Raw genomic sequence first — 24,486 nt, 5'->3', positions numbered from 1 at the left:
CGGCGCCGGGATGGTTACCAAAGGACCCTTACACCGTAGGAGGCAAACTGCTCGTCGCTCGAGATCACGGTGTACCCTTGCACCAACGCCTGCGCGATGATCATGCGGTCGAAAGGGTCGCCATGATGATGCGGCAAGGTCGCCACTTTGGCGATGAAGCGCAGGTCGAGCGGAAGGGTCTCGGCAAGCAGATCGCGGGCAGCCTGTGCGAAGAATTCTTCCACCTGGCAAGGCAAGGCCAGTTTGCCGATCGACGTCTTGATGGCCATCTCCCAAGCGGAAACGGTTGAGACGAAAAGCTCGTGGGCGTTGTCCGTAAGCACGGCGCTGACGTCCGCTGAAAGCGTGTGGGGCGCCGTGGCGGCGCGGTAAAGCGCCACCGTATCAAGCAGAAAGCGCATCAGCGCCGCTCTAGAGATTCCGCAAAGAAGGCTGCCACCGCGCGGTCCGCGTCAGCCCACTCTTCGCTGGACAGGGACGGAGCCATACCGGCCCAGCGCCCGAGCGTACGCTCAGGCTGCCGCACCGGAACGAGACGCACGACGGGCTTACCGTTTCGCGCGATGACGATCTCCTCACCCGCTTCCGCCTGCTCGATGAGCTGCGAGAAACGACCTCGCGCCTCGTAAACGTTAATCTGCTTCACAGCGAAAGCTTGGCTTGTACAACCTGACTAGTCAACCTCATTGAGAGTCCTCTGCCGGAGGTGCAACGGCCGCGGGGCGTTGCTTTGCAAGGCACGTCCCCGCCAGAGGCGCTCGCCCTTGTTGCGCTATATGTCATCTTCGTGTACGCGAGGAGCGGAATGTCAAAGGAGGGCAACGGAAGCTGCGGCCGCCGGAGAGGCGCATGGGTTTTCGTTTTCGTGTGGCTTGGCCTTGTGGGTCTTGTGGGCTGTGAAGGTGGCCCTGACCTGCCGCCGCTCCTGTTCGAGTCGGAGCACTTCGTCTACCACTCGGAATCCACGCAGCACGACCCTGCCGAAATTCAGGCGGCCCTGGAGTCTCACTACGCCGCCGCGGCACGGGCTTTCGGTGAGAGAGTCGTCCTTCCCAAAAAGATTCGCTACAACCATTTCGTTCATTGGGATGAACAGCTCGCCTCAGAGCTTTGTCTCCTTCGCACGGCAGCTGGGTGCGCGAACCTTGTTTCAGGCGGGGTGTACTCGGGTCGTGTGATCCACGAGCACGAATTGATTCATGCGTACCTGGTAGGGTTGGGAGTTCCCCACCGCATTGTTTCGGAGGGCGTGGCACAGGCGCTGTCGTCATGTGGAAACCTCGAAGCTCCTACGGCATTGGCAAGTGCGTCCTCGACAGACGTCTTTTTCCAGAGAGACGTCGCCGTGGAGGTCTACTATCGAGCCTCCGAAGCCTTGATCAGATACGTGATCGCACAGAAGGGTCTCGATGCTGTCCTGAGAAACTTCACGAGCATCAGGTACGATGCCGCCGGCCACGCGTTCGAGGAACAGTTCGCGCGCGCGTTCGGAGAGCCTTTGGCCGACGCTTGGGAAAGGGCAAAAGCGCGGCGAGAGAACGTGAGACAGCCCGAGCCATGCCTCTGTTACAGACCACTCGGCGAGGTCAGTCACACCGATCGCAAAAACCTCATCGTCGCAGGTCTTTCGTATCGAGGAGTCGCTCCCTTGTGCTTGGACGTTCAGGAAACGAGCGGCAGCGTGTTCGGGTTGGCAGCGTTCATCGATGGCCTGGCTCAGGTCACTCGAGACACCTGGGGTGAATCGGGAGCGACAAAGTACACCTACGCCGTCGAGGATCGAAAGTGGTCCATTCTCTCGGGGGTCGTCGCGCCGGCAACCTATACGTTTCCCCAGATCCAGGCCCTCAACTATCGTCTTTCACCCAACCCTGGACAGGCGGTAGAACTCGACGTTCCGGAGGGGGTCTACGTTGGCGAAGTCAACGTAGAGAAGGTCGACGAGCCGTGGCGCTTTCCGACTCGTCTCGTGTTCCACTCGCCTCAAGAGGTTGACGAAGTGCTGTTCGGACAAGGCTCTATTTGCAGGCTCGACGACGCAGGCGGGGAGCTCGAGTGCCGCCGCGCAGAAGAATGGCTGGGCTCTCGCCTATCGGGTCGCATCGAGATTCGTCCCGAAGCGTCCGGTATACGCTTGAATTTCAACACGGGAGACTGCTTCGCTATGCTTTCGGACACCAAAGGGCTCTGCGTCCAAGGCGGGCCCGGATGTCCGCCCTTCTGCGCCTACCACGGGTTCGATCTCGGCTATCCCAACACGGAGTCGGCGCAACTCGCTGGGCTCCCAGTCCCCTGACCAGCCGGGGGGCTCCCTAAAGCCTCCCCCAAAAACGGGTCATCGCCGCAGCGGGCATTGTGTTACTTTTTCGACAGCATGCGGCTTCGTCCCTTCCCTCCGGCACGGCAAGCCATCGCCTTTGTCATCGCGATCGTCACGGCGGTGCCGCAGGTTCGTGCCCACACACCCCCGGTGGCTCAGGGCGAAACCCCCGTCCATGCCCCCCTGACCCCCGTCTACGTAAATGATCTTTCCGAGCTGCGGCCGTTGGTGTCAGAAGACCCAGAACTCGCGGCACGCGCCAACGATCTCGAGCGCCGCCGCAGGCGCGCGGGTACGGTGGGAATGGTGAGCATCGTCGGTGGGATGACAATGGTCGTGCTCGGGGTGATGAGCCTGCACGAGCCGCCCGACGACTGTCGGAGCGCTTGCTTTGCACGCACCACGCCCGTCACGTGGCCGCTGATAGGCAGCGGGTTGGGGCTGGCGGTCGTCGGCGGGCTTGCGGCCTACTGGATGGCACCGCCACGGCGCGCTCTGCTGGGGCTCATCGACCCCTGGAACCGCCGCAATCCGGGGCGTCCGATCGCGCTACAGGATGTGCCGTGCGGCGATGGCGATCGCCAGTGCGCAGACAAGCCGTTTCCGTTGCCGCCGGAGATGGTTCCCACCTCGGTGGTCTTCAAGGTCCGGGGCCGCCTGGGCCTGGGTGCGCAGCTGCGGTTTGGCGCGTTTTCCACCCGGGAACTCGATCGGGGTTTGCGCCACACCAAGCTAGAGGCGCATCGCACGCGCTATCGCAAGACGCTCGAGCACGTTTTCACTTTCGGGTTGCGGAGTTCGGGCTCCTCGATGCCGGCTCGCTGCCGTGACTGGACCAGCGAGGAGGGGAACGTGCGCTGGGGGACCGAAGCGCGCGCGGCCATCGGTCCCGTTCAACTGACAACAGACACCGCAACCACCTTCACGCCAAGCATCAGCGCGGGCGGTTTCTCGTGCGACTTGCAAGCGCCTGACGGCTCTCCCCTCCAGATCGCGCGTGCACACGCAGACGACCCGGGGTTCGTACTGCTCGACGTCGGCCAGGAGCTTCTGCGCGCACGCCCGTACCGGGCGTCGGCCCAGAACGGATACTGGTGGGAGACCACCGCCGGCTTTCGCATCGATCAAGGCGGACAGCCGATCGCGATCGTCGATCTCACGGAGACCGGAAGAGTGGCGCTATCGACACGTGTGGATGAGAACACGGCCCTGCAGGTCGCTGCGCTCATCATGGCGATCATCCTCGATGCGGATCGCCACCGCGCCCGCAGCCTGGATGATAGCGTCTTGAATCCGCTCTTCTGAACCACGAGGTCGCTACCACGAGAGCTGGCTTGGCCGCCCCGGAGCCTCGCTGCGCAGCGCCCGGCCGCCCCGGAGCCTGTGCGGCCCCGGGGCTTTTCGATCGCTCAGCGCGGCTGCGGGGTGAAACGGCCTCGCGCCATCTCTGGGAAGTCGGGCATCTCTGCCGTGGCGGGCTCCGGAGCCGGAGGCGGTGATGCCAAGGCCGTGCTGCCACAGGCAACGCCTGTCTGTTGCACCCGGCACGCAAGTCCCAACAGATCGCAGTCGAGGGTGGTCATGCGGCGCGGCCCCTCCTCGAGGGTGGTGCAGCGGCTTGCGACGTTTTGCATGCACATCCCGGATTCATCAGCGTCTCCACAAGGGTCTTTCCAACGTGCCGCCTGACGAACGAAGGGCAAAACCTCGGAGCCAAACGTGGCGTACACGGTGCCGAAGTCGCAAACGCTGCGGTTCGATCCCACTCCACCAGAGACCACGCCGAATCCCTCGTATTTTCCTGTCTTTTTGTTGAAACGGATGAGCGGGCTTCCCGCATCACCCAAGCAGGGCTGGGCGTCTCCCGGGGCTCCTCCGGTGACGGCTTCGTCACCTGGCAGCAAAAGGGTGCTCTCCCAGAGCTCGCGGGCAAACTGCTCGAGATAGGGGTAAGGATCGCCGCCGCCGTATCCACCACCGCCCCCACCCTGACCACCGTATCCACCACCAACCCCGCCGTCACCACCCACTCCCCCTGCACCACCGATCCCTCCGTCACCACCCTCGCCACCCGCTCCGCCCTCGCCACCCGCTCCGCCCTCGCCACCCGCTCCGCCCTCACCGCCCACTCCGCCCTCACCGCCAATTCCCACGTCGTCACTCCCTCCTCCGATGCCCCCGAAGCCGCTTGTACCGGCGGATCCCGCTGAGCCGGCGGCGCCACCGATGCCACCCATGGGGGCCGGCGCACCGCCTGAGCCCCAAAAGCCGATCTCAGAGACGAAGGGCCGCGCTCCGTAGCCGTTGTCCTTGAACCAAGCGAAGAACGCGTCGAAGGTACCAAACAGGGCTTCGAAGGCGCGGCCTTCCGTGGCCTTCACGGTCTGCGTGCCCACGCGCCGCTCGCCGGACGTGAAGCTGTCGCCCGAGACGCCGTAGCCGATGGCCACGAGCTTTTGACCCACGTTGCGCGCGGTCAATGGGCGCACTTCGAGAGGCGCAACGTTGCGCACAGGCTCTTCGAGGTGCAACACCGCCACATCGCGCCCCACACCCACGAACCCGCCCCATGCCTCGCCGGGGGCCCTCTCGGCCTCCACGATGTCGATGAGCCGGTTCGGCGCGAGGGCGTTGGGTCCCATGGCGAAGGCGGCGCGCATGCCGTACCAGCGCACCTCCTCCACAACACGGGCACAGTGTTTGGCGGTCAGAACACTCTCACTGCCCACGAGGGCCGCCGAACAGAACGGAACCGGCTGCAGGTAACGCTCACCCGGGTAGTAACCCACCAGGGCACCAGCGAAATCGAGTTGCGGGTCTCCGGCCGCAAAGCCGCCGATGAGTTCCTGGCTTTCGGGATCCGTGGACGTTTCGGAGGGAGCCACGTTACCGCCGCAAGCGACGGTCAAGGCGCCGTAGGTGGCCATCGTCGAAGCAAGGCCAGCCCTTTTGAGCAATGGGTTCATGAGGAAAGCTCCTGGACATGAGGGACTTCGCGAAAGCCCGGAGAACCCGGGCAACCGCGGCGCGGCACTACAGCAAGACGCAAGCCAGCATCATTCCTGGCTCAAATACTGGACTTGGCGCAAGAGCAGAGGCGTCAGGGGCACAAACCGCGACAGGCACGCCCGGGTTCCGTCGCCTGCGGGCAGCCAGAGGTTACGGCACACGGCCACCTCTCCCCGTACGCGCCCAGAATGGCGCGTGGACACGGCCGAGGCCTCAGCGCCCGCGCATGCTTTCTTTGAGCAACTTCATGAACACCCCACCCACCACCGAGCGCGCCGCGTACGAACGCCACTCGCCCGTAGTGGTCCAGTAGCGATCCGTCATGGGTACACGGTCAGGTGTCTCGTGCAGGAAGCGATGCACGGGCAGCATCAGCGCCCGGAAGCTCTCGTCGTCCTCGGCCAGCGCGGCCACCCACGAGATCCAGTCGAGCTTCGTGTAGGTCATGCGGCTATCGAGGGGAACCCCGTAGCGCTGCGCCACCTTGCGGTAATGCGCCACCTCCTTGGCCTCGACCGCCTCGGGGAACAAGTCCAATCCCAAAAGATCATCCCAGACCATGTTGTACTTCAGGGACCACGTGCCCGGCTTGTCGAAGGCCAGGCGGACATGATCGCCATCGTCGGCCTCACGGATCCAGCGGCGCGCCATGGCCGAAGCGGCCTTATGAAATACCTGCGCCCGCGCGTCGAGGCCCCGCATTTTGCAAAGCGCTCCATACGACGCCAGGCCCAGGATGGCCTTCACGGACAGGTTCGTGTTGTGCGCCAGATGGCCGGCGAAATCGTCGGTCGAGAGTTGATTTTCGGGATCATAGCCCTTGGCCAGCAAGTACTCGGCCCACAGGCTCAGGCGGCTCCAGAACCGCGACGCGTAGCGCGCGTGGCCCTCCCGCTTGGCGATCGCGTAGCTGAGGATCAGCATGTTGCCACTTTCCTCCACGGGCATTTGCCGATCTTCGCTGGCCTCGCCGCCCCCGTAGGTTTGGCCATTGCCAAGCGGGTAGGTGCCCACGTCGTGCGGGGCATAGGGCCAGCGCCAGCGGCCCGACGCGGCGTAGACGAAGATGGGGGTCATCTGCGCCTTCAAGAGCTCGGGGTTGAGTGTGAGAAAGTACGGAGCCGCTGGATAGAACACGTCCACCGTGCCCATGGATCCGTTGCTCCAGTTTTCTTTGGAGAACGCAAAGGGCTCGCCCCCCGGGCCTCGCACCACCTTGTGCGCGGCCATGGTTTGCCGGTGGGCCAGCGCGCAGAGCTCGGCGTATTCCCGGCCACCTGCCCGCTGGGCGCGGCTCATGAGCTCACGATCGTAGGCCTCGCAGCGTGCCTCGAGGGCAGGGCGCTCGGCCTCCGATGCCAATAGCAGGCTCTCGATGCCGAAGAACTTCGTTTTCCAGTAACCCTCGAGGCGTTGGCCGAGAAACTCCACGGAGAAGATGTCGTCGTAGGCGAGCGTGACGTGCGCCTCTGCCGGCTTGGTGGCAGACAAGGCAAGCGGCAGCTCGAAGGCCATCACCGGCCGCACCTCTTTGACGGCAAGGCCCTGTCCCTCTGCCCCCGTCTTCGGCAGCGGCTTGCCTTCGGCGAAGGCCATGAGGCTGGCTTCGCTCTTGCCTGCGAACACGCCCCTGTGCGCGGCGGTGGGCACCGCCACGAAGAGGTGCCCCCAGTCGATGCGGCGCTCGTCGCCACTTTTCGCCAACACCGCCTGCGTGGCGCTGCCCATGCGCAGCACGGTCAGCCCGTGAAGCTGCCGCTCTTGCCACGTCACGGCCTGGTCGTGATCATTCACCGTGGCCAGGCCCGAGATGTCGAAGTAAATCGATACGTCGTGGGGCTTGCCGTCCTTCGCCGTGAGCCGCCACACCACATAGGTCACGGGGCGCGAGACCAGATCCAGGTTCTCGGGCAGCGTGGGCGTCAAGAACGCGAGCTCGAGCTCCACGCCGTCTTGCGTATAGCGAAAGAGGGTGCGCGTGGGCGTGACCTGCGCGCTCGTCGTGCGGGCCGCGGGCACGAAGCCGGGCGCTTTGCCCATCAATCGGTACACCTTGCCGTCGAGGGAGACGAGGCTCCGCACCGGGACCGGGCTTTGCGACCAGTGCACCGCTTCGGCACGGGTGGGCACCTCGTCCTGCATCCACAGGCTGAGGTAGGGATCCAGGGCCACGAGCGGAAACGCAGGCGGGCGGAAGGGGGCTTCCTGCGCGCGGGCCCTCGACGCGCCCACCGTGAGCATGAGCAGATAGCCTACCCACAGCCTTGCCCGCGCGATGATCACGCGCGCCTCCGCCCGGGCTTCTTCGCAGCGCGCTTGTTTCGGCCGGTGGAGCGTTTGCCACCCCGCGCCCCCCGCGAGGGCGGCTCCGAGACAGCGACAAAAAAATCTTCCAGGTGCGCCAACAGCGCGCGCTCGTCCTCGTCATCGAAGATCACGGGGCCCTCCAGGAACTCACGCAACGAGATGCGCTTGTCACGGTACGACGCCACGAACGAAAGCAGATCTTCGAGGGCGCCGAGCTCCTCCTCGAGCTCGTTCGTCAGCTGTGCACTGACCTCCTCGTAGCCGAAGCGCTTGACGTCGGCAAGCAACGCCGCGTCCGGCTCCTTCCGCATGAGCCGCAGGTCGTGCCGCAGCTCCCTGTGCTCCGCGCGCAGCTCGGCGATGCGCGCCCGCATCGCTTCGCAGCGGGCCTCGAGATCAGGGGCCGAGGGGAGATGGGGCTTGCCTCCGGATGCGGCTTTGGCCCAGGCGGTCTCGAGCGCCATCAAGCGCGCCAGATCCCCCGCTCCGTAAGCGGCTGACGCTTCCTTCATGGCCGCCTCGCGTTGCGCCCGCTCCTCCGTACTCATGGTGCCGTGGCTTTTATCCGGGTGGAGCCACTCCGCGAGCTTGCGGAACAGATCCCGGCTGGCTTGTTTGTCTCTCCCTTTGTGTTTGGGCGCGTCCACCGTGGCATCAGGTGCCGCTGCGGCGGGCGTGGGCGGCGTGTCCCCGAAGAAGGCCTCGGCGTCGAACCCAAAGGTGGCGGCCACATCCTCGGCGCTGCGGCGGTCGGAGATGAGGCCACGCTCCTGCAGGTCCAAGTAAAGCGCCCTCACCTCTGCCCGGCCCCGGCTGCGGCCGGCGAGCAGCTCAGCAAAGGCCTCGTGAATGCGCTCGTCTACCTGGCGGCACTCTGCCATGAGCGGGTCTGCGGTCTCGCCAAGCTGCGCGTGCATGCGAGCCAACGACAGCTCGAGCGCCTCGCACGCCGCCCGCGCCCGCTCCACCTTCTTGGCCCACGCCGCCTCTTCCTTGGACAAGGCCGCCAGACGCTCCGCCGCTGCCAGCGGCCGCAGGGCGGTGGACGACGAGGCCAGCTCGGTCACGCGCGGCTCGCGGCGATGAGCGCGCGGGCGGCTTCGGGCTCTCGCTTGCACTCGAGCAGCGCGCTCAACATGAGGGGGGCCACGATGGTCGCGTCCGACTCGATGACGAACATCGGCGTCTCGGCCGTCAGCTTGTCCCACGTGATCTTTTCGTTGGGCGTGGCGCCCGAGTACGACCCGTACGAGGTGGTCGAATCCGAGATTTGGCAGAAGTAAGCCCAGGGGCGCGCCGGCGCTTCGAGGTCGTATTTGAGCGAGGGCACCACGCAGATCGGGAAGTCACCCGCGATGCCTCCACCGATCTGGAAAAAGCCCACGCCTTCGCCCGCAGCCAGCTCCTGATACTGATCGTAAAGCGCGCCCATGTACTCGATGCCTGACTTCGCGATGCTGGCCGCGAAGTCACCCATCTTGACGTGCGACGCGAAGATGTTCCCGAAGGTCGAGTCTTCGTACCCAGGAACCACCATCGGCAGGTTGGCCGCGGCGGCCGCCAGGAGCCAGCTGGCCTTGGGATCGCCTTCGTACTGGCTGGGGTCGATCATCTTGATGAGATCGTAAAAATATTCGTGCCAGAACCGGCGCACGCCGTCGTCGCTCGCCTTTTTCCACATGGGCACGATGAAGCGCTCGACGGCACGGAAGGCTTCGTCCTCGGGGATGCTGGTGTCGGTCACCCGCCGCATGCGCTCGTTCAGGATGCGGGTGTCATCCTGCTTCGTGAAGTAGCGGTACTCCGGAAAGTCCTTGTAGCTCTTGTGAGCCACCAGGCGAAACAGCGATTCCTCGAGGTTGGCGCCCGTCACCGACAGCCCGTGGATCAAGCCCTCCCGGATGGCCGGCGCCAGCGTGAGCCCCAGCTGCGCCGAGGACATGGCGCCCGCCACGGCCCAGAACATCTTGCCGCCCCGCTCGATGTGCTCCCAGTACGCGAGCAAAGCGTCACGCGTCGCGCGGGCGTTGAAGTTCTTGTAGTTGGAAAGCACGAACTCGAGGAGGGGCAGACGGGCTGTGGTCATCGGGCCGCTTTTACCAGGCGACCACCCGAAGGGAAATCGACATTTCGGTCGAAAACGGCCGGGACGACCAGGAAGCCCGCCCCCCAGGGAGCGCTCGTCCCCCCGCGCACCGCTTCAACCTGGTTCGACAGCCGATTTCGAATGTAACTTCCACGTAACTTCGCTCCGGGGCTCTTCAGGATCCTCGCCACAAGTCGATCCGTCTTCAACGAGGTTTTTATGATCACAGTTTTTCAGGGTCGGTCCTTCGACACGGACGCCGAGCAAGCGATGGCCGCCGCCACAGCGGACTTCGACGCCTCCGCGCCACTCGACATCGTGTTCCTTTTTTCGAGCACCCACCGGGACCCCCACGCCGTCATGGCCGCGGCGCGACGGCGATTTCCGGACGTGCCCGTCGTGGGGTGCACCACCACCGGGGAGTTTCTGGGTGGCGCCCACTCGAACGGGGCCCTCGTGGTTGCGGGTCTCAAAACGCCCCGCTTGCGCTGGCAGGCCACCCTGGTTTCGGGGCTGAGCACGCTCGAACAAAACACCGTCAAGGCGAAGGTCGACGGCCTCTTCGAAAGCCTCGCAATCGACCGCGAGGACTTCGACCCCAGCCACCTCTTCGGGATCACCTTCGTCGATGGTCTGCGGCTGCGCGAAGAGCGCCTTTCGGCTTGGCTCGCCGAGGCGCTCGAAGGCATTCCCTTTTTGGGCGGCAGCGCCGGCGATGACCTGAAGTTTCAGCAAACCCACGTGTTCGCCGAGGGACGCGCCGAGACCGATGCCGCCGTGCTGGTGCTGGCACACGCCGAGGATCCTTCTGCCTTTTCGATCCTCAAGCATCAACATTTCACCCGTACCGAGCGCCGTTTGGTCGTCACGAACTGCGACCCCGAGACCCGCAAGATTCTCGAGCTCGACGGTGAGCCCGCGCTCGATGCCTACGCACGCGCCCTCGGGCTGACGCCCGACGCGGTGACGGATGCGGTGGCCTTCATGAACCCGTTGACCTTCTCGGTCAACGGCGAGATCTACGTACGCTCGATTCAGAAGATCGAAGCCGATGGAGCCTTGACCTTCTACTGCGCCGTCGAAGACGGCATGGTCCTCGACATCGGCGGCCACCACGACATGCCCGTCGAGTTGCAAAGGGCGCTCGGCCAAACCGACGTGGCTCGCGACGGCGGCGGCGCCACGGCTGCCCCGCGCAAACCCGATTTCATGTTGATGTGCAATTGCATTTTGCGGGCCCTCGAGGCGCAGAACACGGGCCTCATCCCCCAAGTGGATGCGGTGCTTTCGCAGTCCGCCCAGGCCTCGATCGGATTCGACACCTACGGCGAACAACTCAACGGTCTGCACATCAACCAAACGCTGGTCGCTCTTGCCCTTCACGGATGACACCATGACGACAATTGACACGAGATCCTGGGAAGCCCGCGCACGCGCCGCCGAGCGCACCGTGGACGTATTGAAGAACAAGGTCTTCGGGCTTTACAACGGCGACCAGAGCAGCATTCAGAAGCAACTCGAACGCGCCCGCGTCCGGGAAGAAGAGAACAGACGCCGACGCGCCGTCATGGAGGCTCGCGCTGACGAGATGGCCAAGTACACGGCAGGCCTCGAAAAAGAGGTTGCGGCCCGCACGCGCGAACTCACAATCATTCTTGACAATGTGACCTTCGGGTTCCTGGTCATCGATCGGGACCTGGTGATTCAGCCCGGCTTCACGAAGTCCTGCGGCGCCTTGCTTTCCAAGTCCGATCTGAGCGGAGCCAACTTCCTCGACGCCCTCGCCGTCAGCAGTGAGCGAGAACGAAGCCACTTCTTGCTCAGCGTGGATCAGATCTTCGAGGACCTTCTGCCCGAGGCGCTCCTCCTCGACCAAATGCCCTCTCGGTTCGAGGTGGGGCCACGCGTCCTCAAACTGGAAGGTCGGACGATCCGCGATGACGCAGGCCACGTGACGGGTCTGCTCGTCACGATCTCCGACAACACCAGCCTGGAGACGGCGCAGCGGGAGAGCCGGACCAACGGCGCATTGCTTTCGATCTTGAAAAACCGTGACGCCTTCGTTGACTTCATCGCGGACAGCCGCAACCAGCTCGAGCTGGCACGGGCCGCGATCGCAGACGCAGCCTACGTCAGGCGGGTCATCCACACCTTGAAGGGCAACGCGGCCTCTTTCGGCCTCGACGAGGTGGCAGCCCTCATCCACGAGATCGAAGAGCAAGACGTGGTGACGCACGAGCACCTCGCCAGCATTGCGGCGGCCTACGAGGCTTTCCTCGAACGGCATACAGACATCCTGGGCCTTTCGTTCTCCGCGGCCAACGACAACAGCTACGAGGTCTCGGCGCACCGCATGGCAGAACTCAAGACGATGGTGCGCGACACCAAAGCCGCAGAACCTCTGCGACGCTGGACCCTGGAGCTGGAGCTCAAGCCCATCCGCACTTTGCTGGGTCCCATCGATAACTTCGTACAGCGCCTCGCGGACAGACTGAACAAGCGCGTCAGGTTCGACTTGGAGGGTGGGGAGGTCAGCGTGCATGCGCAGATCCTGCAACCCGTGGTGAGAAACCTGACGCACCTCTTCCGCAACGCCGTGGACCACGGCATCGAGGCCCCGGACGCCCGGCAGGACAAGCCGCTCGAGGGCCACGTGCAGCTCAAAATCAGTGAGCGTGACGATGCCTGGGTGCTCGAGATGAACGACGACGGGCGGGGCATCGACACGGACAAGCTGACCGCACGAGCTGTTGCATCGGGTCGCGTCAATCAATCCGAAGTCGCGTCGCTCACCGAGCAGGACCGCCTGTCCCTCATCTTCCTGGACGGGCTGTCCAGCGCCGACGTGACGACCGACGTTTCAGGCCGGGGCGTCGGCATGAGCGCCGTGTGGGACGCCGTGCGCGAAGCAGAGGGGCAGATTGAGGTCACGAGTGAGCTCGGCAGGGGCACCCGCTTCCTCATCACCGTGCCCAAGCCACCCGAGCTGGTGCCAGCGGGTGAAGCGCCCCAGCCCTTCGTCGGCCGACAAGCGGCCCGCTGAGCCGAGGGTGCCGGTGGGGGCCCTGTTCCAGCAGTGGACAGGCCCCCCGCGAAGGCACAAATCGCGCGGGTTAGTTTCTTTTCGGTGCTTCGGCCGCTTTGCAGGGGCTGCCCTGCGCGGCGAAGACCGGACATGCGTTGTCGGCGACGTAGCCACCGGGCGCATCGTCCATCTCTTTTTGCACGGCGGCGCGCAGCTCGGCGAAGCAGCGCTTGCCGAGCAGGGTTTGCGCCAGCGGCACGGCCGCGTAGTGGGCAGGCACACCAAGGCCCGCCACCACGGCAAGTTGCAGGTCTTCATCGGTGCAAAGCTGCTTGTCGAACTTCCCTGACAGGGCTTTGTCGAAGAGCGGTAGCGCCCGCTCGGCGTTGACCTTCACGCGCACCAGCTTCGCGGCGCCAAAGCGCTGCGCGGGCTGCTTCTTGAAGAAGGCCTCCGCGCGTTCGAGGCACCCATCGGGGTCGTAGCTTTGGTCGAGGCAGGTCCCGAAGCCCTCGAGAGAGCCAATTTTGGGGAGCCTCTCCTCGGCCCGGGACAGGCTTGGGTTCGCGGCGGACAGGGCCAAGTACGTGCTGGGAAGCAGCATGAGGAAGGATCGAGCGACGAGCTTGGACATTCCGATCAGCCTATCCGAAGTGATCATCTCGCGTCAACGGAACCCGCCCCACCCGGAAAAGGCAGAAGGGTGTCCGCAACGGGGGCGTGGCGTGTCGATGGGTTGGGCCCGCTCGTCATCACGCCGGGGGACTCTCCCGGTGAAGGAGTTCGGCATCTGCCACCGTCTGCTCTACGATGACACCGCTGCAAGGGGCCCAAGGCCGCAAAGACAAGGACACCATGAACCACTCATCACGCATTCGACCCGCATTGCCTATCGCCCTCGTCGTCATGGCGGCGTTCGCGAGCGCCTGCTCCGACGACGACAACCAGCGCCTCTACACCACGATCCTGGCGGAGAACTCCGTCGAGCTCGGCCGGCAAGACGTCACCGTGGCGATCGGTGTGGGCCGCGGCCGCGCCGTACTGGAGGTGCCTGCCAGCGCGCTACAGCGTCCTGCGCGCGCCCGCGTGCGCTTGGTCTCGGGTCTCTTGACCCGGGGTCGCACCCCCGTAGGTGACGTGGCCGTGGAGCTGACGGGCCCGGGCCTCGCGTTCGTGGCGCCCGCGCGCCTTCGGCAGGTGCTCGCGCCCCCTCCTCTCGCCCGGCGGTATCAAGCCGTGGTAGGCGTCTCAGCGCGCACGGGATTCCTCGTCCGCCAGGTGGGCACGCTCGTGGGCCCCGCCGACAACGGCGACCAAGAATGGACCGCACCCGTCTCCGAGCTGGGTGTTTGGGGCTTTGCTTTCGATGAGGCAGGCGACGCGGGGGCGGACGATGCCGGCGCGGACGATGCGAGCGCGCCTGATGCCGGCGGTCCGGATGCCGGTCCTGTGTCCCTGGGCTGCGAAGGTGCGCCGCAGTTGCTCGCCGCCTGCGTGCCCGAGGCAACGCCCGAACAGCAGGCCGCCGCGCGCACCGCCTGCCTCACGCTCCGGGCGACCTACGAAGCCCCGCTGGCCGCTGGCAACCTGAACCCCCGCTTTTTGCCAGTCTTCGACAACTGCATCGGAACGCCAACCAACACGCAGTTCTGCACGTTTGCACGCGACGACGACGACGACGATGTCGAGCCCGAAGCGGCGAAACTCGTGGAAACCTGTGCGGAGTGGGCGGGCGTCGCCGCGGCGCCCCCGCGTTACCGGAACGACGCCGCCCTTGCGACGTGTACGGCTGCGGGATTTGCGGACACGGAGCCGAGCTGCAATGCCGTGGTCGCCGGTCCGGCGTTGACCTGCTTTCAGACCGTAGCGGCTTGCCGCGAATCCTTGCCAGGCGGCACGATCGCCGACGACGTGTGCGCCTTGGTGGGGCTCTTTACCGACGAAGACCTCGTGCAGTTCGACGTTTGCGCCACCCGCTCCTGCGCGGAGATCGGCGATTGCTTCCGGCAGCTCAACGAAGCGAACTTCCCAGGGCAATGAAAGCCGCATAGCCGTGGAGAACAGCAACGCCTTCAAGCACCGGATCGGCGGGGCCGTCGTGCAGCAGCTCGCGACGGCCACGCGGCGCGCTTGGCGTAGCTTTGACGAGGCCAGCTTTCGCACGCGCGCCCTCGACGGCCTCGAGGCGCTCGAGCTCAAAGCACGAGTGAAGTGGGTGGCGCAGGTGTGGGCCGAGCACTTGCCCCCCGACTACGCCGAGGCGCTTCCCCTCGTGCTGGCGACCATGGGGCCGCCTCTCGAGACCGGCGCGCAGGTCTCGGAAGGGCTGTTCTTTCACTGGATCCACGCCCAGTTCGTGGAATCCTACGGTCTATTGCACGTGCTGCCCTCTTTGCAGGCCATGCGGGAGCTCACGCAACGCTCGACCGCCGAGTTTTGTGTGCGGCCCTTTCTGGTGCAGCATCCGGACGAGACGCTGGCCTTCTTGACGAACGCACGCAGCCACGCAAGCCCCCACGTGCGGCGCTGGGTCAGTGAAGGCACACGGCCGCGTCTGCCTTGGGGGCTACGGCTTGCGGCCTTCGTGAAGGATCCGGGTCCGGTGCTGGCGTTGATTGCACCGCTGCGCTTTGACGATGAGGAGTACGTGCGCACCTCCGTGGCGAACAACCTGAACGACATCGCCAAGGATCACCCCGAGCTCGTCGTGGAGACGGTCAAGGCGTGGCTTCGTGAGACCTCGAATCCCCACGCGCCCTGGATCGCCAAGCGCGCGCTGCGCACGTTGATCAAGCAGGGGCATGCCGGGGCGCTCGAGGCTTTGGGGTTTTCTGCAGGCACGCGCACGAAGCTCGTGGCGTTCACGCTCGATCGCGAGAGCCTGTCCGTGGGCGACGACCTGGTGATGGAGGTCACTTTGCAGGCGGGGCCCGCCGAGGTGGTGAACCTCGACTACGCCATCGGTTTTCAGCTCTCTGGGGGAAAACGCGGTGAAAAGGTGTTCAAGCTGAAGGTGCTGAACCTCGACGAGGGGCAAACGGTCGTCCTGCGCAAGAAGCACTCGTTCCGCCCGATCACCACACGGAAGTACTACGGGGGCGAACACAGCGTGGCTCTGATCGCCAACGGGCAAACCCTGGGGCGGGCCACGTTCACGCTGCAGGTGCCCTCCTCGCGGCGAGGTTTTGTGGGGGGTGGCCGCTGAGGGGCGTCCCTCACCAAGCGCGCGGACCAAACTGGTCGTCGAGCACGCTCAGCGTAGCCTTGCGCAAAGCCTCGTTCTGGGGGGACAGCCCGTCGGGCTTGAAGCGCGGGGGACTGCACACCAAACTCGTGTGCGCGCCGCCCGGCGTGACCACGAGGTGATCCAGCACGGGAATGCCCAGCAGGAGGCCTGCGCTCACCAGGCGGTGGGTGAGCTCGTGGTCTTGCTCGGATGGCGCCGGATCGCCGCTTGGGTGGTTGTGAACGAAGATGACGGCCGCGGCGCCCAGCCGCACCAAGGGACGGAACACATCGCGCGGGTGCACTTCGACCCTCGTCAGCGAACCACGCCCCAAAAACAGCTCTTCCAGTACGCGGTTGCGCACGTCGAGCGCCAGCGCCCAGAACTCCTCGACCTCGGCCAACGCCAAGCGCGCCGAAAAGTGCGCGGCCACGTCGCGGCCCCGCCGAATGCTTCTGCCGCTGGGAAAAGGGCTGGGCCGGGTGTACGCCGCAAGGTGCACGATGGCACGCAAGCGGCGGATCTGGGCCGAGGAGAAGCCCAGCGCCTTGAGCTCCTCATCGGAGGCGCGGTAGGCGCGGCGCAGGTCCCCATGGGTTTCCAGCAAGGCACCCGCCCGCCGCGAACCGAAAAGCTCGGCCAAAAGCGGAAGAAGCTCGGTCGTCGAGAGCCGTGATCGCGTGGCCATGGTCACAGCCCCAGCTCGTAGCCATCCAGCAGCTGGGCGCAGGCCCGCGGATGCGTCGGCATGTGTGTCAGGTGCTCGAGCCATACGGACCAATACTGTTCGTCGCTCCAGCTCGCAGGCCGATGGCGGCCCGCAAAGAACGCCAGGTCGAACCTGACCTTGAAGGACAGGGGTGTGGCGCCGCCCGGCAGATCACGAACGAGATCCAGGCGCCCCCGGTGACAGCGCCGATCCTGCCACATCACCTCGAAGTAGGTCTTGGCCACCTCCCCCGGCTCCAGGGCGTCGGCGGCGGCGCGTACGGCGCCATCCGCTTCGGCCCATCCGCGAAAGGGCCCTGGCAGCCAGGCGCGTACGTTGAGCGGTGCCCACGTAAACACCACCCGTTCGAGCCCGATCCGCCGCGATCCGGGCGCCATGAGAAACGACGTTTTCATGGGGGACAATTTTAAGCACTAAAAATACATTTTTAAAACGGAGATGCGCATTTTGGTGGGTTTCTGCAGGTAGAAATCCTCTGGTACACTGCTCCACGCATTGGCCAGCAAACGCCCCCTCAAAGCCGGGCCGAAGTCCACCGCGCCCGGGAACACGGCAGACGTGTCCGCACCTCGCGTGGGGCGCCCCGCAAAGAACAACCGCAGGCTCAACGTCTACATCGGTTCGGATCTCTACGAGGACGTGCGTGACATCGCCGAACGGCGGCGTATGACCTACTCGGCCCTGGTGGAGCTCTACCTGGAGATGGGCGTCAACCGGGATCGCAAGCGTCTCGAGCAAGCGGCGGAGCAGCCTGAAGATTACCTGCCCTGAGACGAACGCGGCCGTCGCCAAGAGAGATGGGGCTCAGCGCTGGGAGCGGAAAAAGACGAAGTCGTCGGTCGGAAGGATCGCCACCGCAACCCGCTGGTATTCGAGCGCGAACGTGGGGACCTGCTGGTGTTTCTGGGGATTCTTTGCGTGGAGCTTTGCCTGCGCCTTGGGGCTGTAGTAGTGGTCGGCGCCGCTGGTCATGTCGGGATCGAGTCCCAGGTAGACGCGCGCGACGACCTTCGCCATGCGCTCGAGACGCAGGGCCTGGTCCGGGCGCTCCAGAGGCGTTTTCTTTTCAAGGTGGGCGAGCGCCGCGCCGAACAGCCAGGGGTCAGCGGGGTTGCTCCGAGGCCTCGTCGCATCGAAGCCCGTGTGCAGCACGATTCCCTCCACCGTGTCCTGCCCACGGTGCTTGTTTGCGGCGCGGTTCATGATGAGGTGAGCAAGCGCGCGCCAGGCGACCTCGCTTTGTCCGCAGGCTTCGCCCCAGATGGCTGCGACCATCAGGTGAAATTCCTTCTTCTTGGCCTCTGGAACGTGCACCGCGCTCGAGGCGAGCGCTGCCAGGTCGCCCCCGTACGAGAGCAACTGGGTGCAGACGGCCCTGCCGGTATCGGGCGTCGCCAAACCACCCGCAACGAAGGGAGCGAAACCGTCCGGCTGTAGCGCTTGCGCCATGTTGGCCGTGTACGCAATGAAGCTCCCGAAGGGTTCCTTGGCATTCGGCCCCGGGGGGAATGCGATGGTGGCGAACACGGCCGCATGGGCGTGGTCGCGCAGGTAGCCCGCCTCTTCTCCACCGATGGTCAGCGAGCCGGAGAACGTGCCGGGTTCGGTTGCGGCCGGGGCGCCCTGGTTCAGCTGAACGGAGCAACCGATGTCCAGGGGCCGAATCCCGACCGGTTCGGGTTCCTGAAGGTACAACGCCACATCGAAGGTGAGGCCAAAGTCCGATGCGATCTGCGTGACCTGGCCCGCAACAGCTGCGTGGAGCGCCCCATCCGAGGGCGCGTCGGGCGCAGGAGCGGCAGGCTCCTGGCGAGCGATGGTCCATTTCGTCAACCGAGGGGGCTCCACCTCGGCGACCAAGCCCGCACAGATGGGCTGCGAGCCCGGCACGGGCAGGTGATCGTCGCCGAGCGCGCGCACGCGGTAGCGGAACCGGAGCTTCGCGGTTTCGCCGATGCTGTACCAAAGCCGTCCGCCGTCGACGCCCAGGCGCAGCACCTCGACGTGCGGCTCACTGCCCATGGTGAACGTCGTCTTGTAGCCCCCCATGGCGAGCTCATCCTCGTAGGAGGTCGGGGATGTTTCACTTTCCCACACGTGCAACTCGGCTTCCCGGTTGGCGAACGGCGCACCCGCCTCTATGCGAAGCGCGAGCTTGCGCCCGACCAGGATGGTCGCAGGATCGAGCGGCGTGCGTCCGTCCGGCGCCACCACCGTCGCTGAAACCGGCACATCGAACGACGCACCCGCCTCACCAGCTGCGAGCTCGCACGGCTCCGTCGCCCCGTCTTCAGGCTCGATGCAGAAGCCAATCTGCCCCTGGCCCGTCAGCCCCAGTGTCAAGACGTCGCAGGTCAGCGGGGCCGGCTTGGGTTCCTCCTTGGCTCCCGGCGCCGAAGGCCGCAGCTCGCGCACCTCGAACGGGACCGCAGCCAGCTGGCCACCCTTGTCACCAGCGGGGACCAACACCACGCCCGCGGTGTGCTGGACTCGGCGAACCTCGCTGCCCATCTGGATGAGCCAGATGAGGCTCGCGCGCACCTCGCGGTCCAGGTTGTCCGCCGTGCCCTCGAGCGTGAGCTCTTGTTGCAGCTTGGTGACGACGACAGCGGGCGAACACGGCGAGAGCCGAGGTCGCACACGCGTCGTGGCGCGCAGGCGAAACCTGTTCATCGTGCCAAGCTCGAACGTGAGCCCCTCGACGGGCGTGGCGCTGCGGCTTCCGATTTCAGGCATGGCGGTTCTCCGTCACAGGGGCGAGCGGTGAGGTCACAGCAGTGGGCCCTTGGGCGAGCCCGCTCTCAGCATGACTTGCCGATTCACGGGCCGGATGTGGGGCAGCCCGGGCGCCTTCAGGGAAACTTTGTAGTACGCCCCGGGCGCGACGAGATTGGCTTGGATCCGTGCGGCGAAAACTCCGTTTGGGTCCACCAAGCCACCTCCTTTATGGACGGGAGCGTAGTAGCTCACAGGCAACGGCAGCGGCGACAGGGGTGGCGTGACCCGCTCCGGAACGACCTCGAGTACGAGCGGGACGTGTTTCCTGCTGGCGCCTCGAACGCTGACAACCTTGCCAGCGCCCCGGCCGCCGTACGCGAACGGGAGCTCGGGTTGTGCACCCCGGGCAGCGGGAATGCCTTCGGTGCGGCACCACAGCACGAGGTATCCGTCCTCCTCGGCCACGGCCATCTGCGGCTCAGCCAGGATGCGGGGCTCGAGCAGGAGCTTGAGCGATGCCTTGAGCTTGGCCCCGCCTCCTCCGGTCCCGTCCGGCTCCACGGTCACCTCGAGGGGCGCCTCACCGCGCCGCTTGAACGTCTGGCCGACGCTGGTCACGCCTGGCTTGACCACCACGCGGCTTGGCTTTTTGCCGTCGCTGGGATCGGCCTTGAACGAAATTGCCGTCCCGACCCACAGGTCGGCACCGCCCACGAGCGGCACATTGACCACGATTTCGTCTTCGATGAGCTTGGCGGTGATCGGACCGAATCTCTTGGGCGTGAGAACACCAGACGCCCCGGCGCAGCGGGCAATGACCGCTTGCGAGGATCCAGCCAGCGAGCCGAACAGGTCCTGGTCGACGCCCGCGGGCCCGCCGCCGAATTCTACCCCGGGGGCGCGAAGCGACGCTCCGTTCACGGCGCAAAACGAGAATCGGTAATGCAACCGCCCGTCGTCCGTTCGTAGCCGTCCCCCCTTCGACTCTTCCGCCCGGATCTCCTCGAGCAGTTGTGTTGGATCGAAGCGGACCACCACGCCTTGTTGGGCCGGGGCAAAAAGGACCAGCTTCTTGCGCTTGTTCTCCTCGACCACGGAAACGTCGGCGAACGCCGAGATCTCCTGGGCGGCGGCGAAGGCACCATCGCCATCGATGACACACTTGCTTCCATCCCAAGAGAGCCGGGAAACGACGCACCGTTTTGCCTTGCCGCGCAGCTGCTCGAGGCCGTTGGCGAGCACGCAGCTGATCCGCGCGGGCGCCTTGCGAACGAACGCTGCCAGAGTGAGCTGGCTCGTGATCCGTTGCGACGTACCCTCAAAGCCCCTGATGTGGCTCCCCTCGATCCGAAGGCCCTCGATCAGCAGGTTCTTGCAGGCGGCGACGCCGGTGGGTTTCACCGTGAGCTCGAGCCCCTGGCGCAAAAGCGAGCTGAGCCGCTCGGTCTCGGGCATCCTGACGTTTTCGTCGAGCTCGTCTTCGGTGAGCGGCGCCTGTTGCCCGACGATGGCCACCTTCGAGAACCGATCACTGGCAAGCGCCTTCGTCGCAATCTCGTGAACGCGCCGCCAGCTCGCCGGCACCGCAATGGTTGCGCTCATCCCTGCATGGTCGAGGCTCTTGATGTCTCCGTCGCGGCATCCAATCTCGTGGAGCGCGTCGGCGAGCGCGCACGAGACCGAAAGATCGGTGTACGCCCGCTGCAGCTCCGCGTATTCAATGTTTTTCGTGACCTTCGGCGTTCCTTTGCCAAAGGTCTTCGCGATCCCAACCACGACGTCGTCCTCCACCACCACGTCTTGGGTGATCTCCACCGGCGTTTGGAACGAAAGGGTCCGCGCCTGGGCAGGTACGCACCTATTCTTCCCGTTCACGGTTGGCTCGGACCAAGACTTGCCATCGGTGCTCACCTCGACAGCGACGAAGCCATTGAGAAGCCGCGGAAGCGGCGCGTGCTCGTCGGCCTTCACACACCACACCAACCCCGATCCGGAACGCCGGGGGCGGTAACGGGAGGCCGCGAGATCGTCCGCATCGGTGTCGCGGAGCATGGGCGCAGCGATCTCGAGAGTCTCCGGGCCGAGCCGCTTCGGTGCGTTCTTCGCACCGTGGAGCTGGAGCTTGAACGAGCCCCAGAAGTCCACGGCCAACGCCTTGACGAACACCCCGTTCGGGCCGTACGGCGCACGGTTCGCGATGGGCAAGGAGAGCCCCGCGCCTTGCGCCTTGATCGTCAACGCGACCGTGGGGTCGTATCCGAAGTCATCGTTGATGACGAGCACGTGCACCGGGGTGCCAAGCTCGACGCGCGAACGCCCGCCGTGGACGATCCAGCCCATGGCCACGGGATCGGCGTCCTCCTTTCGGAAGATGGCGCGCCTTGCGACCTGCAGCTCCAGCAGCCCCTTCTTCTGGAGGATCGAGAGCAGCCAGACCATCGTGACGGGGTGGAGGTTGTCGACGTGTGCGTCCGGCGGCAGCTGATCACCGAAGAGACTCCCCTTGCTGCCCGCCGCCTTCACCGTTTCCTTGTTGTCATGAAGCAGCGGTATGCCGACCGCTTTCATGTTGAGCCACTCTGCGTCAGCTGTTTTCGAGCGGAAGACGCTCCACGCATCGTCCTTCCACCACGCGATCTCCTTCTGAGCCTTCGCGTCGGCCTCGGCGGTGAAGATCCCCTCCGTTTTCAGCTTTCCGAGCAGCTTTTCGACCGCTTTGGGCGACCATTCGGAAAGGTGCGTGAGCCGCGCTCCACGCCAGCGCTGGGCCGCCATGTCGGCCAAAAGCCCCGTCCCAGCGGCGTCGGGCTCGGGGGTTTCGGCGTCACCGAGCACCAGCGCCCCCTCCTTCGGTGCCGTCACACGCACCCGATCGGCTTGCGCCGGAACGTGGACCGTGAACGTCAGGATTTCAGGTTCATCCTTCTTGCCGGACGGCGGGCCCGCCTCGACGATCAATGTCTGCTTTCCAATGAGGGTTCCATACGGCGTGGCGCTTCGACCAGCGTCATCCTTGAAGTACTCGAGCTTCAGCTCGTAGGGGCCGTCGGAAGCCAGACGAGACGACTCCGCCAAGCCGTCGCGCTCGACCTCGATCTGAACGGGGTACGTGAAGGGTTTGCCGACAAAATCTCCGGTGGCGTCGCATCGCTTTTTGGGCGCAAACGAGGCGCCATCTCCGAAGAGGTCGATGATGTCCGAGCGGCGGCCCAGGTCGACGAAGCCCAACGACTGCTGCCGCTCCTTCCAGGCGTCGACCGCGGCTTCGAGGACCTTGCGGTCGGAGGGGGAAAGCGCCGGCAGCAGTTTGCCCTTGATCTCGTCGAACTCGAGAAAGTTGTCCTCCGTGGTCTCCTTGATGAGCTTGTCGGCCGAGAACGCCTTCTTTAGTTCCGGGAAGTGATCTCCCGTGAGGCGAAGCACCTCACGCACGCTGCTGCCCCCGTCCTGCGCAGGGGAGAAGACCTCCCAATGGACAAACGCGGGAGTGGGCGCCGCTGCTGGGGCGGCTTTGTCACCCGCGCGCGGCGCCGCCGGCGGTGCAGCGCCCGGTGGGGGCCGCTCGACCAGTCCGATCATCTCGCCCTCAGCCACCGGGAAGAACGGCTCGTCGAAACTGACGATCTGCCCTTTCTGCAACGCCTCGATGACTTTGCCGACGTCCAGGGGCTTCTCCTTGAAGAGCCAACGCTCCCTCCGGTTCTCGTCGAGGTCGTCGAGCGGAACGATCGGCTTCGGGGCGCCGTGGACGGCGAAGCTCTGGCCGGGCTGAAATTTACCTGTGACCGGGACCTTCGACCAGTAGGTGGTCCCCGCCGCGCCCTCCGCGTCCTCGTCGATCTTCGTGAACGTGCCGTAGCGCTGCTCGAGCAGCGACTGGAACCAGGGCACCACCGGCGTCTCGGCCCCTTTCTTGTCACCTCCCCTGGGCTCGGGCGGTGTCGCTGGGGGCTCGAACGACAGGGGCGCCGTGTGCATGTAGAGCGAGTAGAGCGGCAGGGCCTTCTTGTCGCTGAACTCCTCTTTCCCCGAATCGCGCCAACGGATGTCATGACGGACGAGCACGAACCCGTTCCAGTTTTGGGCGAAGGTCATGGCGGGGCTGGCTTCCTGGCGCTGCGACAAGCGCACCGCCGCGATGTACCCAGGGGCCATGCTCCGAACGGGCGCCGGCGTCGGCCCCTCCGGAAACATGTGCACCCCGCCATGCAGATTGCGATTGAGGCCAAGTCCGTAGTAGCCGCCAACGCCCGTCTCGTTGGACTCGACGTTCCAATAGGCTCTCAGGGGGGATCCCATACGGTTCGGATCTCCCAGGGGAAACCGGCAGCTCCTGCCACCCATGGGGGCCGAGACGCCGGGGACGGCGCCCTTCGGGTTCTCGAGCCCAAACTGAAAGTGCATGGCGTCCGGTTCGTTGAAATGGCCACCCCAGAAAAAGCCAAGCTTTCGAAGGAAAGTGACGATCTCTACCGGCATGTCGAACTTGAAGTGGTTGAGATCGTTCTCGGAGGGATTAATGTCGAAAGCGATCCCGAATGCGTGATTCGAGGGATGCGCCGACTCTGTCGCTTTCGCACCTCGTACATCTCGGTCGTACTCGGCAAGAGCGATGTGAAACAACTTGTCCCATGATGAAGCACCGGGGTGGCGCTCTCTGTACCAACGCCAGGCTTCTTCCTCGAACTTCTTGTTGTCTCGGAGCTCCTTCTTCGTTCGGCCGCACCTTGCGTACCGGAAGTAGTAGCCATTTAGACGCCGAAGTTCGTACCCTATGGAGGCAGCGATCTTCTGAACTTCTCGAAGAGCGTAGGTGACGAGGGGGAAGAGGTCCTTGTGGTACCGAACCTGCGGCTCGGAGCGAGTGAACCCGAAATCTCTTGGGCAAAGGGGCAGAGTCAGTTTCTCTAGGAAGTCCTTGTCGTAAGGGTCACCAAACTGCTTGGTGAGGAAATTCTCTCCGCGCAACAGCTCACGGTCAGCCAATCCAAAGTGGAGCTCCACTCCGTCCTGGTTCTTATAGTCATCGACCGACTTCTGGAAATTGACTGACATGGCGCCTGCA

Annotated in this window: 18 protein-coding genes; 7 read left to right on the top strand and 11 right to left on the bottom strand. The window is 65.1% G+C overall.

The window, feature by feature from the left end; translation table 11 throughout:
• Positions 1-14: 14 nt before the first annotated feature.
• Entirely contained in the window at positions 15-401 is a 387-nt protein-coding gene (locus KA712_00240) for a type II toxin-antitoxin system VapC family toxin (protein ID MCG5051366.1), read from the bottom strand.
• The gene (locus tag KA712_00235; GenBank protein ID MCG5051365.1) at positions 401-646 is read right to left on the bottom strand and encodes a type II toxin-antitoxin system prevent-host-death family antitoxin; all 246 of its coding nucleotides are present in this window, start codon (positions 644-646) and stop codon (positions 401-403) included. Before KA712_00235 ends, KA712_00240 begins: the two co-directional genes overlap by 1 nt.
• 159 nt (positions 647-805) lie before the next feature.
• On the opposite strand from KA712_00235, the gene KA712_00230 reads away from it, so the two are divergent.
• Both KA712_00230 and KA712_00225 read left to right on the top strand, forming a co-directional pair.
• A complete protein-coding gene (locus KA712_00230; protein MCG5051364.1) occupies positions 806-2,296 on the top strand; it encodes a hypothetical protein in 1,491 nt (496 codons plus the stop codon).
• Positions 2,297-2,374: 78 nt separating this feature from the next.
• Positions 2,375-3,625 (top strand): DUF3040 domain-containing protein, encoded by a 1,251-nt coding sequence (locus KA712_00225; GenBank protein MCG5051363.1) that lies wholly within the window; start codon positions 2,375-2,377, stop codon positions 3,623-3,625.
• Positions 3,626-3,729: 104 nt separating this feature from the next.
• On the opposite strand, the gene KA712_00220 is transcribed toward KA712_00225, so the two are convergent.
• The 4 genes from KA712_00220 to KA712_00205 form a co-directional block, all read right to left on the bottom strand.
• Positions 3,730-5,286 carry a S1 family peptidase gene (locus tag KA712_00220; GenBank protein ID MCG5051362.1) on the bottom strand — a complete coding sequence of 519 codons (1,557 nt, stop codon included), beginning with the start codon at positions 5,284-5,286 and terminating at the stop codon, positions 3,730-3,732.
• Positions 5,287-5,542: 256 nt separating this feature from the next.
• Positions 5,543-7,612 (bottom strand): DUF4965 domain-containing protein, encoded by a 2,070-nt coding sequence (locus tag KA712_00215; GenBank protein ID MCG5051361.1) that lies wholly within the window; start codon positions 7,610-7,612, stop codon positions 5,543-5,545.
• The gene (locus tag KA712_00210) at positions 7,609-8,703 is read right to left on the bottom strand and encodes a hypothetical protein (GenBank protein MCG5051360.1); all 1,095 of its coding nucleotides are present in this window, start codon (positions 8,701-8,703) and stop codon (positions 7,609-7,611) included. Before KA712_00210 ends, KA712_00215 begins: the two co-directional genes overlap by 4 nt.
• The gene (locus KA712_00205) at positions 8,700-9,722 is read right to left on the bottom strand and encodes a deoxyhypusine synthase family protein (GenBank protein MCG5051359.1); all 1,023 of its coding nucleotides are present in this window, start codon (positions 9,720-9,722) and stop codon (positions 8,700-8,702) included. The genes KA712_00210 and KA712_00205 overlap by 4 nt, the downstream gene beginning before the upstream one ends.
• Before the next feature lie 219 nt (positions 9,723-9,941).
• On the opposite strand from KA712_00205, the gene KA712_00200 reads away from it, so the two are divergent.
• Positions 9,942-11,111, top strand: coding sequence for an FIST C-terminal domain-containing protein (locus tag KA712_00200; protein MCG5051358.1), 1,170 nt, complete (start codon positions 9,942-9,944; stop codon positions 11,109-11,111).
• Between the two features lie 4 nt (positions 11,112-11,115).
• Positions 11,116-12,765: an Hpt domain-containing protein gene (locus KA712_00195; GenBank protein ID MCG5051357.1), complete on the top strand. Its 1,650-nt coding sequence runs from the start codon at positions 11,116-11,118 to the stop codon at positions 12,763-12,765.
• Positions 12,766-12,835: 70 nt separating this feature from the next.
• On the opposite strand, the gene KA712_00190 is transcribed toward KA712_00195, so the two are convergent.
• Positions 12,836-13,381 carry a hypothetical protein gene (locus tag KA712_00190; GenBank protein MCG5051356.1) on the bottom strand — a complete coding sequence of 182 codons (546 nt, stop codon included), beginning with the start codon at positions 13,379-13,381 and terminating at the stop codon, positions 12,836-12,838.
• Between the two features lie 221 nt (positions 13,382-13,602).
• On the opposite strand from KA712_00190, the gene KA712_00185 reads away from it, so the two are divergent.
• Positions 13,603-14,787, top strand: a complete 1,185-nt coding sequence (locus KA712_00185) for a hypothetical protein (protein MCG5051355.1) — start codon at positions 13,603-13,605, stop codon at positions 14,785-14,787.
• Between the two features lie 13 nt (positions 14,788-14,800).
• Entirely contained in the window at positions 14,801-15,952 is a 1,152-nt protein-coding gene (locus KA712_00180) for a DNA alkylation repair protein (GenBank protein ID MCG5051354.1), read from the top strand.
• A 10-nt stretch (positions 15,953-15,962) separates the two neighbouring features.
• Here the strand turns inward: KA712_00180 and KA712_00175 are convergent, their stop codons facing one another.
• Together KA712_00175 and KA712_00170 are read right to left on the bottom strand one after the other, a co-directional pair.
• Positions 15,963-16,661, bottom strand: a complete 699-nt coding sequence (locus tag KA712_00175; protein ID MCG5051353.1) for a JAB domain-containing protein — start codon at positions 16,659-16,661, stop codon at positions 15,963-15,965.
• 2 nt (positions 16,662-16,663) lie between these two features.
• Entirely contained in the window at positions 16,664-17,098 is a 435-nt protein-coding gene (locus tag KA712_00170) for a hypothetical protein (protein MCG5051352.1), read from the bottom strand.
• A gap of 100 nt (positions 17,099-17,198) precedes the next feature.
• Here KA712_00170 and KA712_00165 point away from each other — a divergent pair, with 100 nt between their 5' ends.
• Complete coding sequence (locus KA712_00165; GenBank protein ID MCG5051351.1) at positions 17,199-17,474, top strand: hypothetical protein; 276 nt, start codon at positions 17,199-17,201, stop codon at positions 17,472-17,474.
• 33 nt (positions 17,475-17,507) lie between these two features.
• Here the strand turns inward: KA712_00165 and KA712_00160 are convergent, their stop codons facing one another.
• Positions 17,508-19,439 carry a cell wall hydrolase gene (locus KA712_00160; protein ID MCG5051350.1) on the bottom strand — a complete coding sequence of 644 codons (1,932 nt, stop codon included), beginning with the start codon at positions 19,437-19,439 and terminating at the stop codon, positions 17,508-17,510.
• A 33-nt stretch (positions 19,440-19,472) separates the two neighbouring features.
• Positions 19,473-24,476, bottom strand: a complete 5,004-nt coding sequence (locus tag KA712_00155; GenBank protein MCG5051349.1) for a M15 family metallopeptidase — start codon at positions 24,474-24,476, stop codon at positions 19,473-19,475.
• Between the last annotated feature and the right edge of the window lie 10 nt (positions 24,477-24,486).

The sequence above is a fragment of the Myxococcales bacterium genome, assembly GCA_022184915.1.
Lineage (GTDB): Bacteria > Myxococcota_A > Polyangia > Fen-1088 > Fen-1088 > JAGTJU01.
The sequence above is the reverse complement of the archived record's forward strand: the minus strand, read 5'-3'. Positions and strand labels throughout refer to the sequence as shown.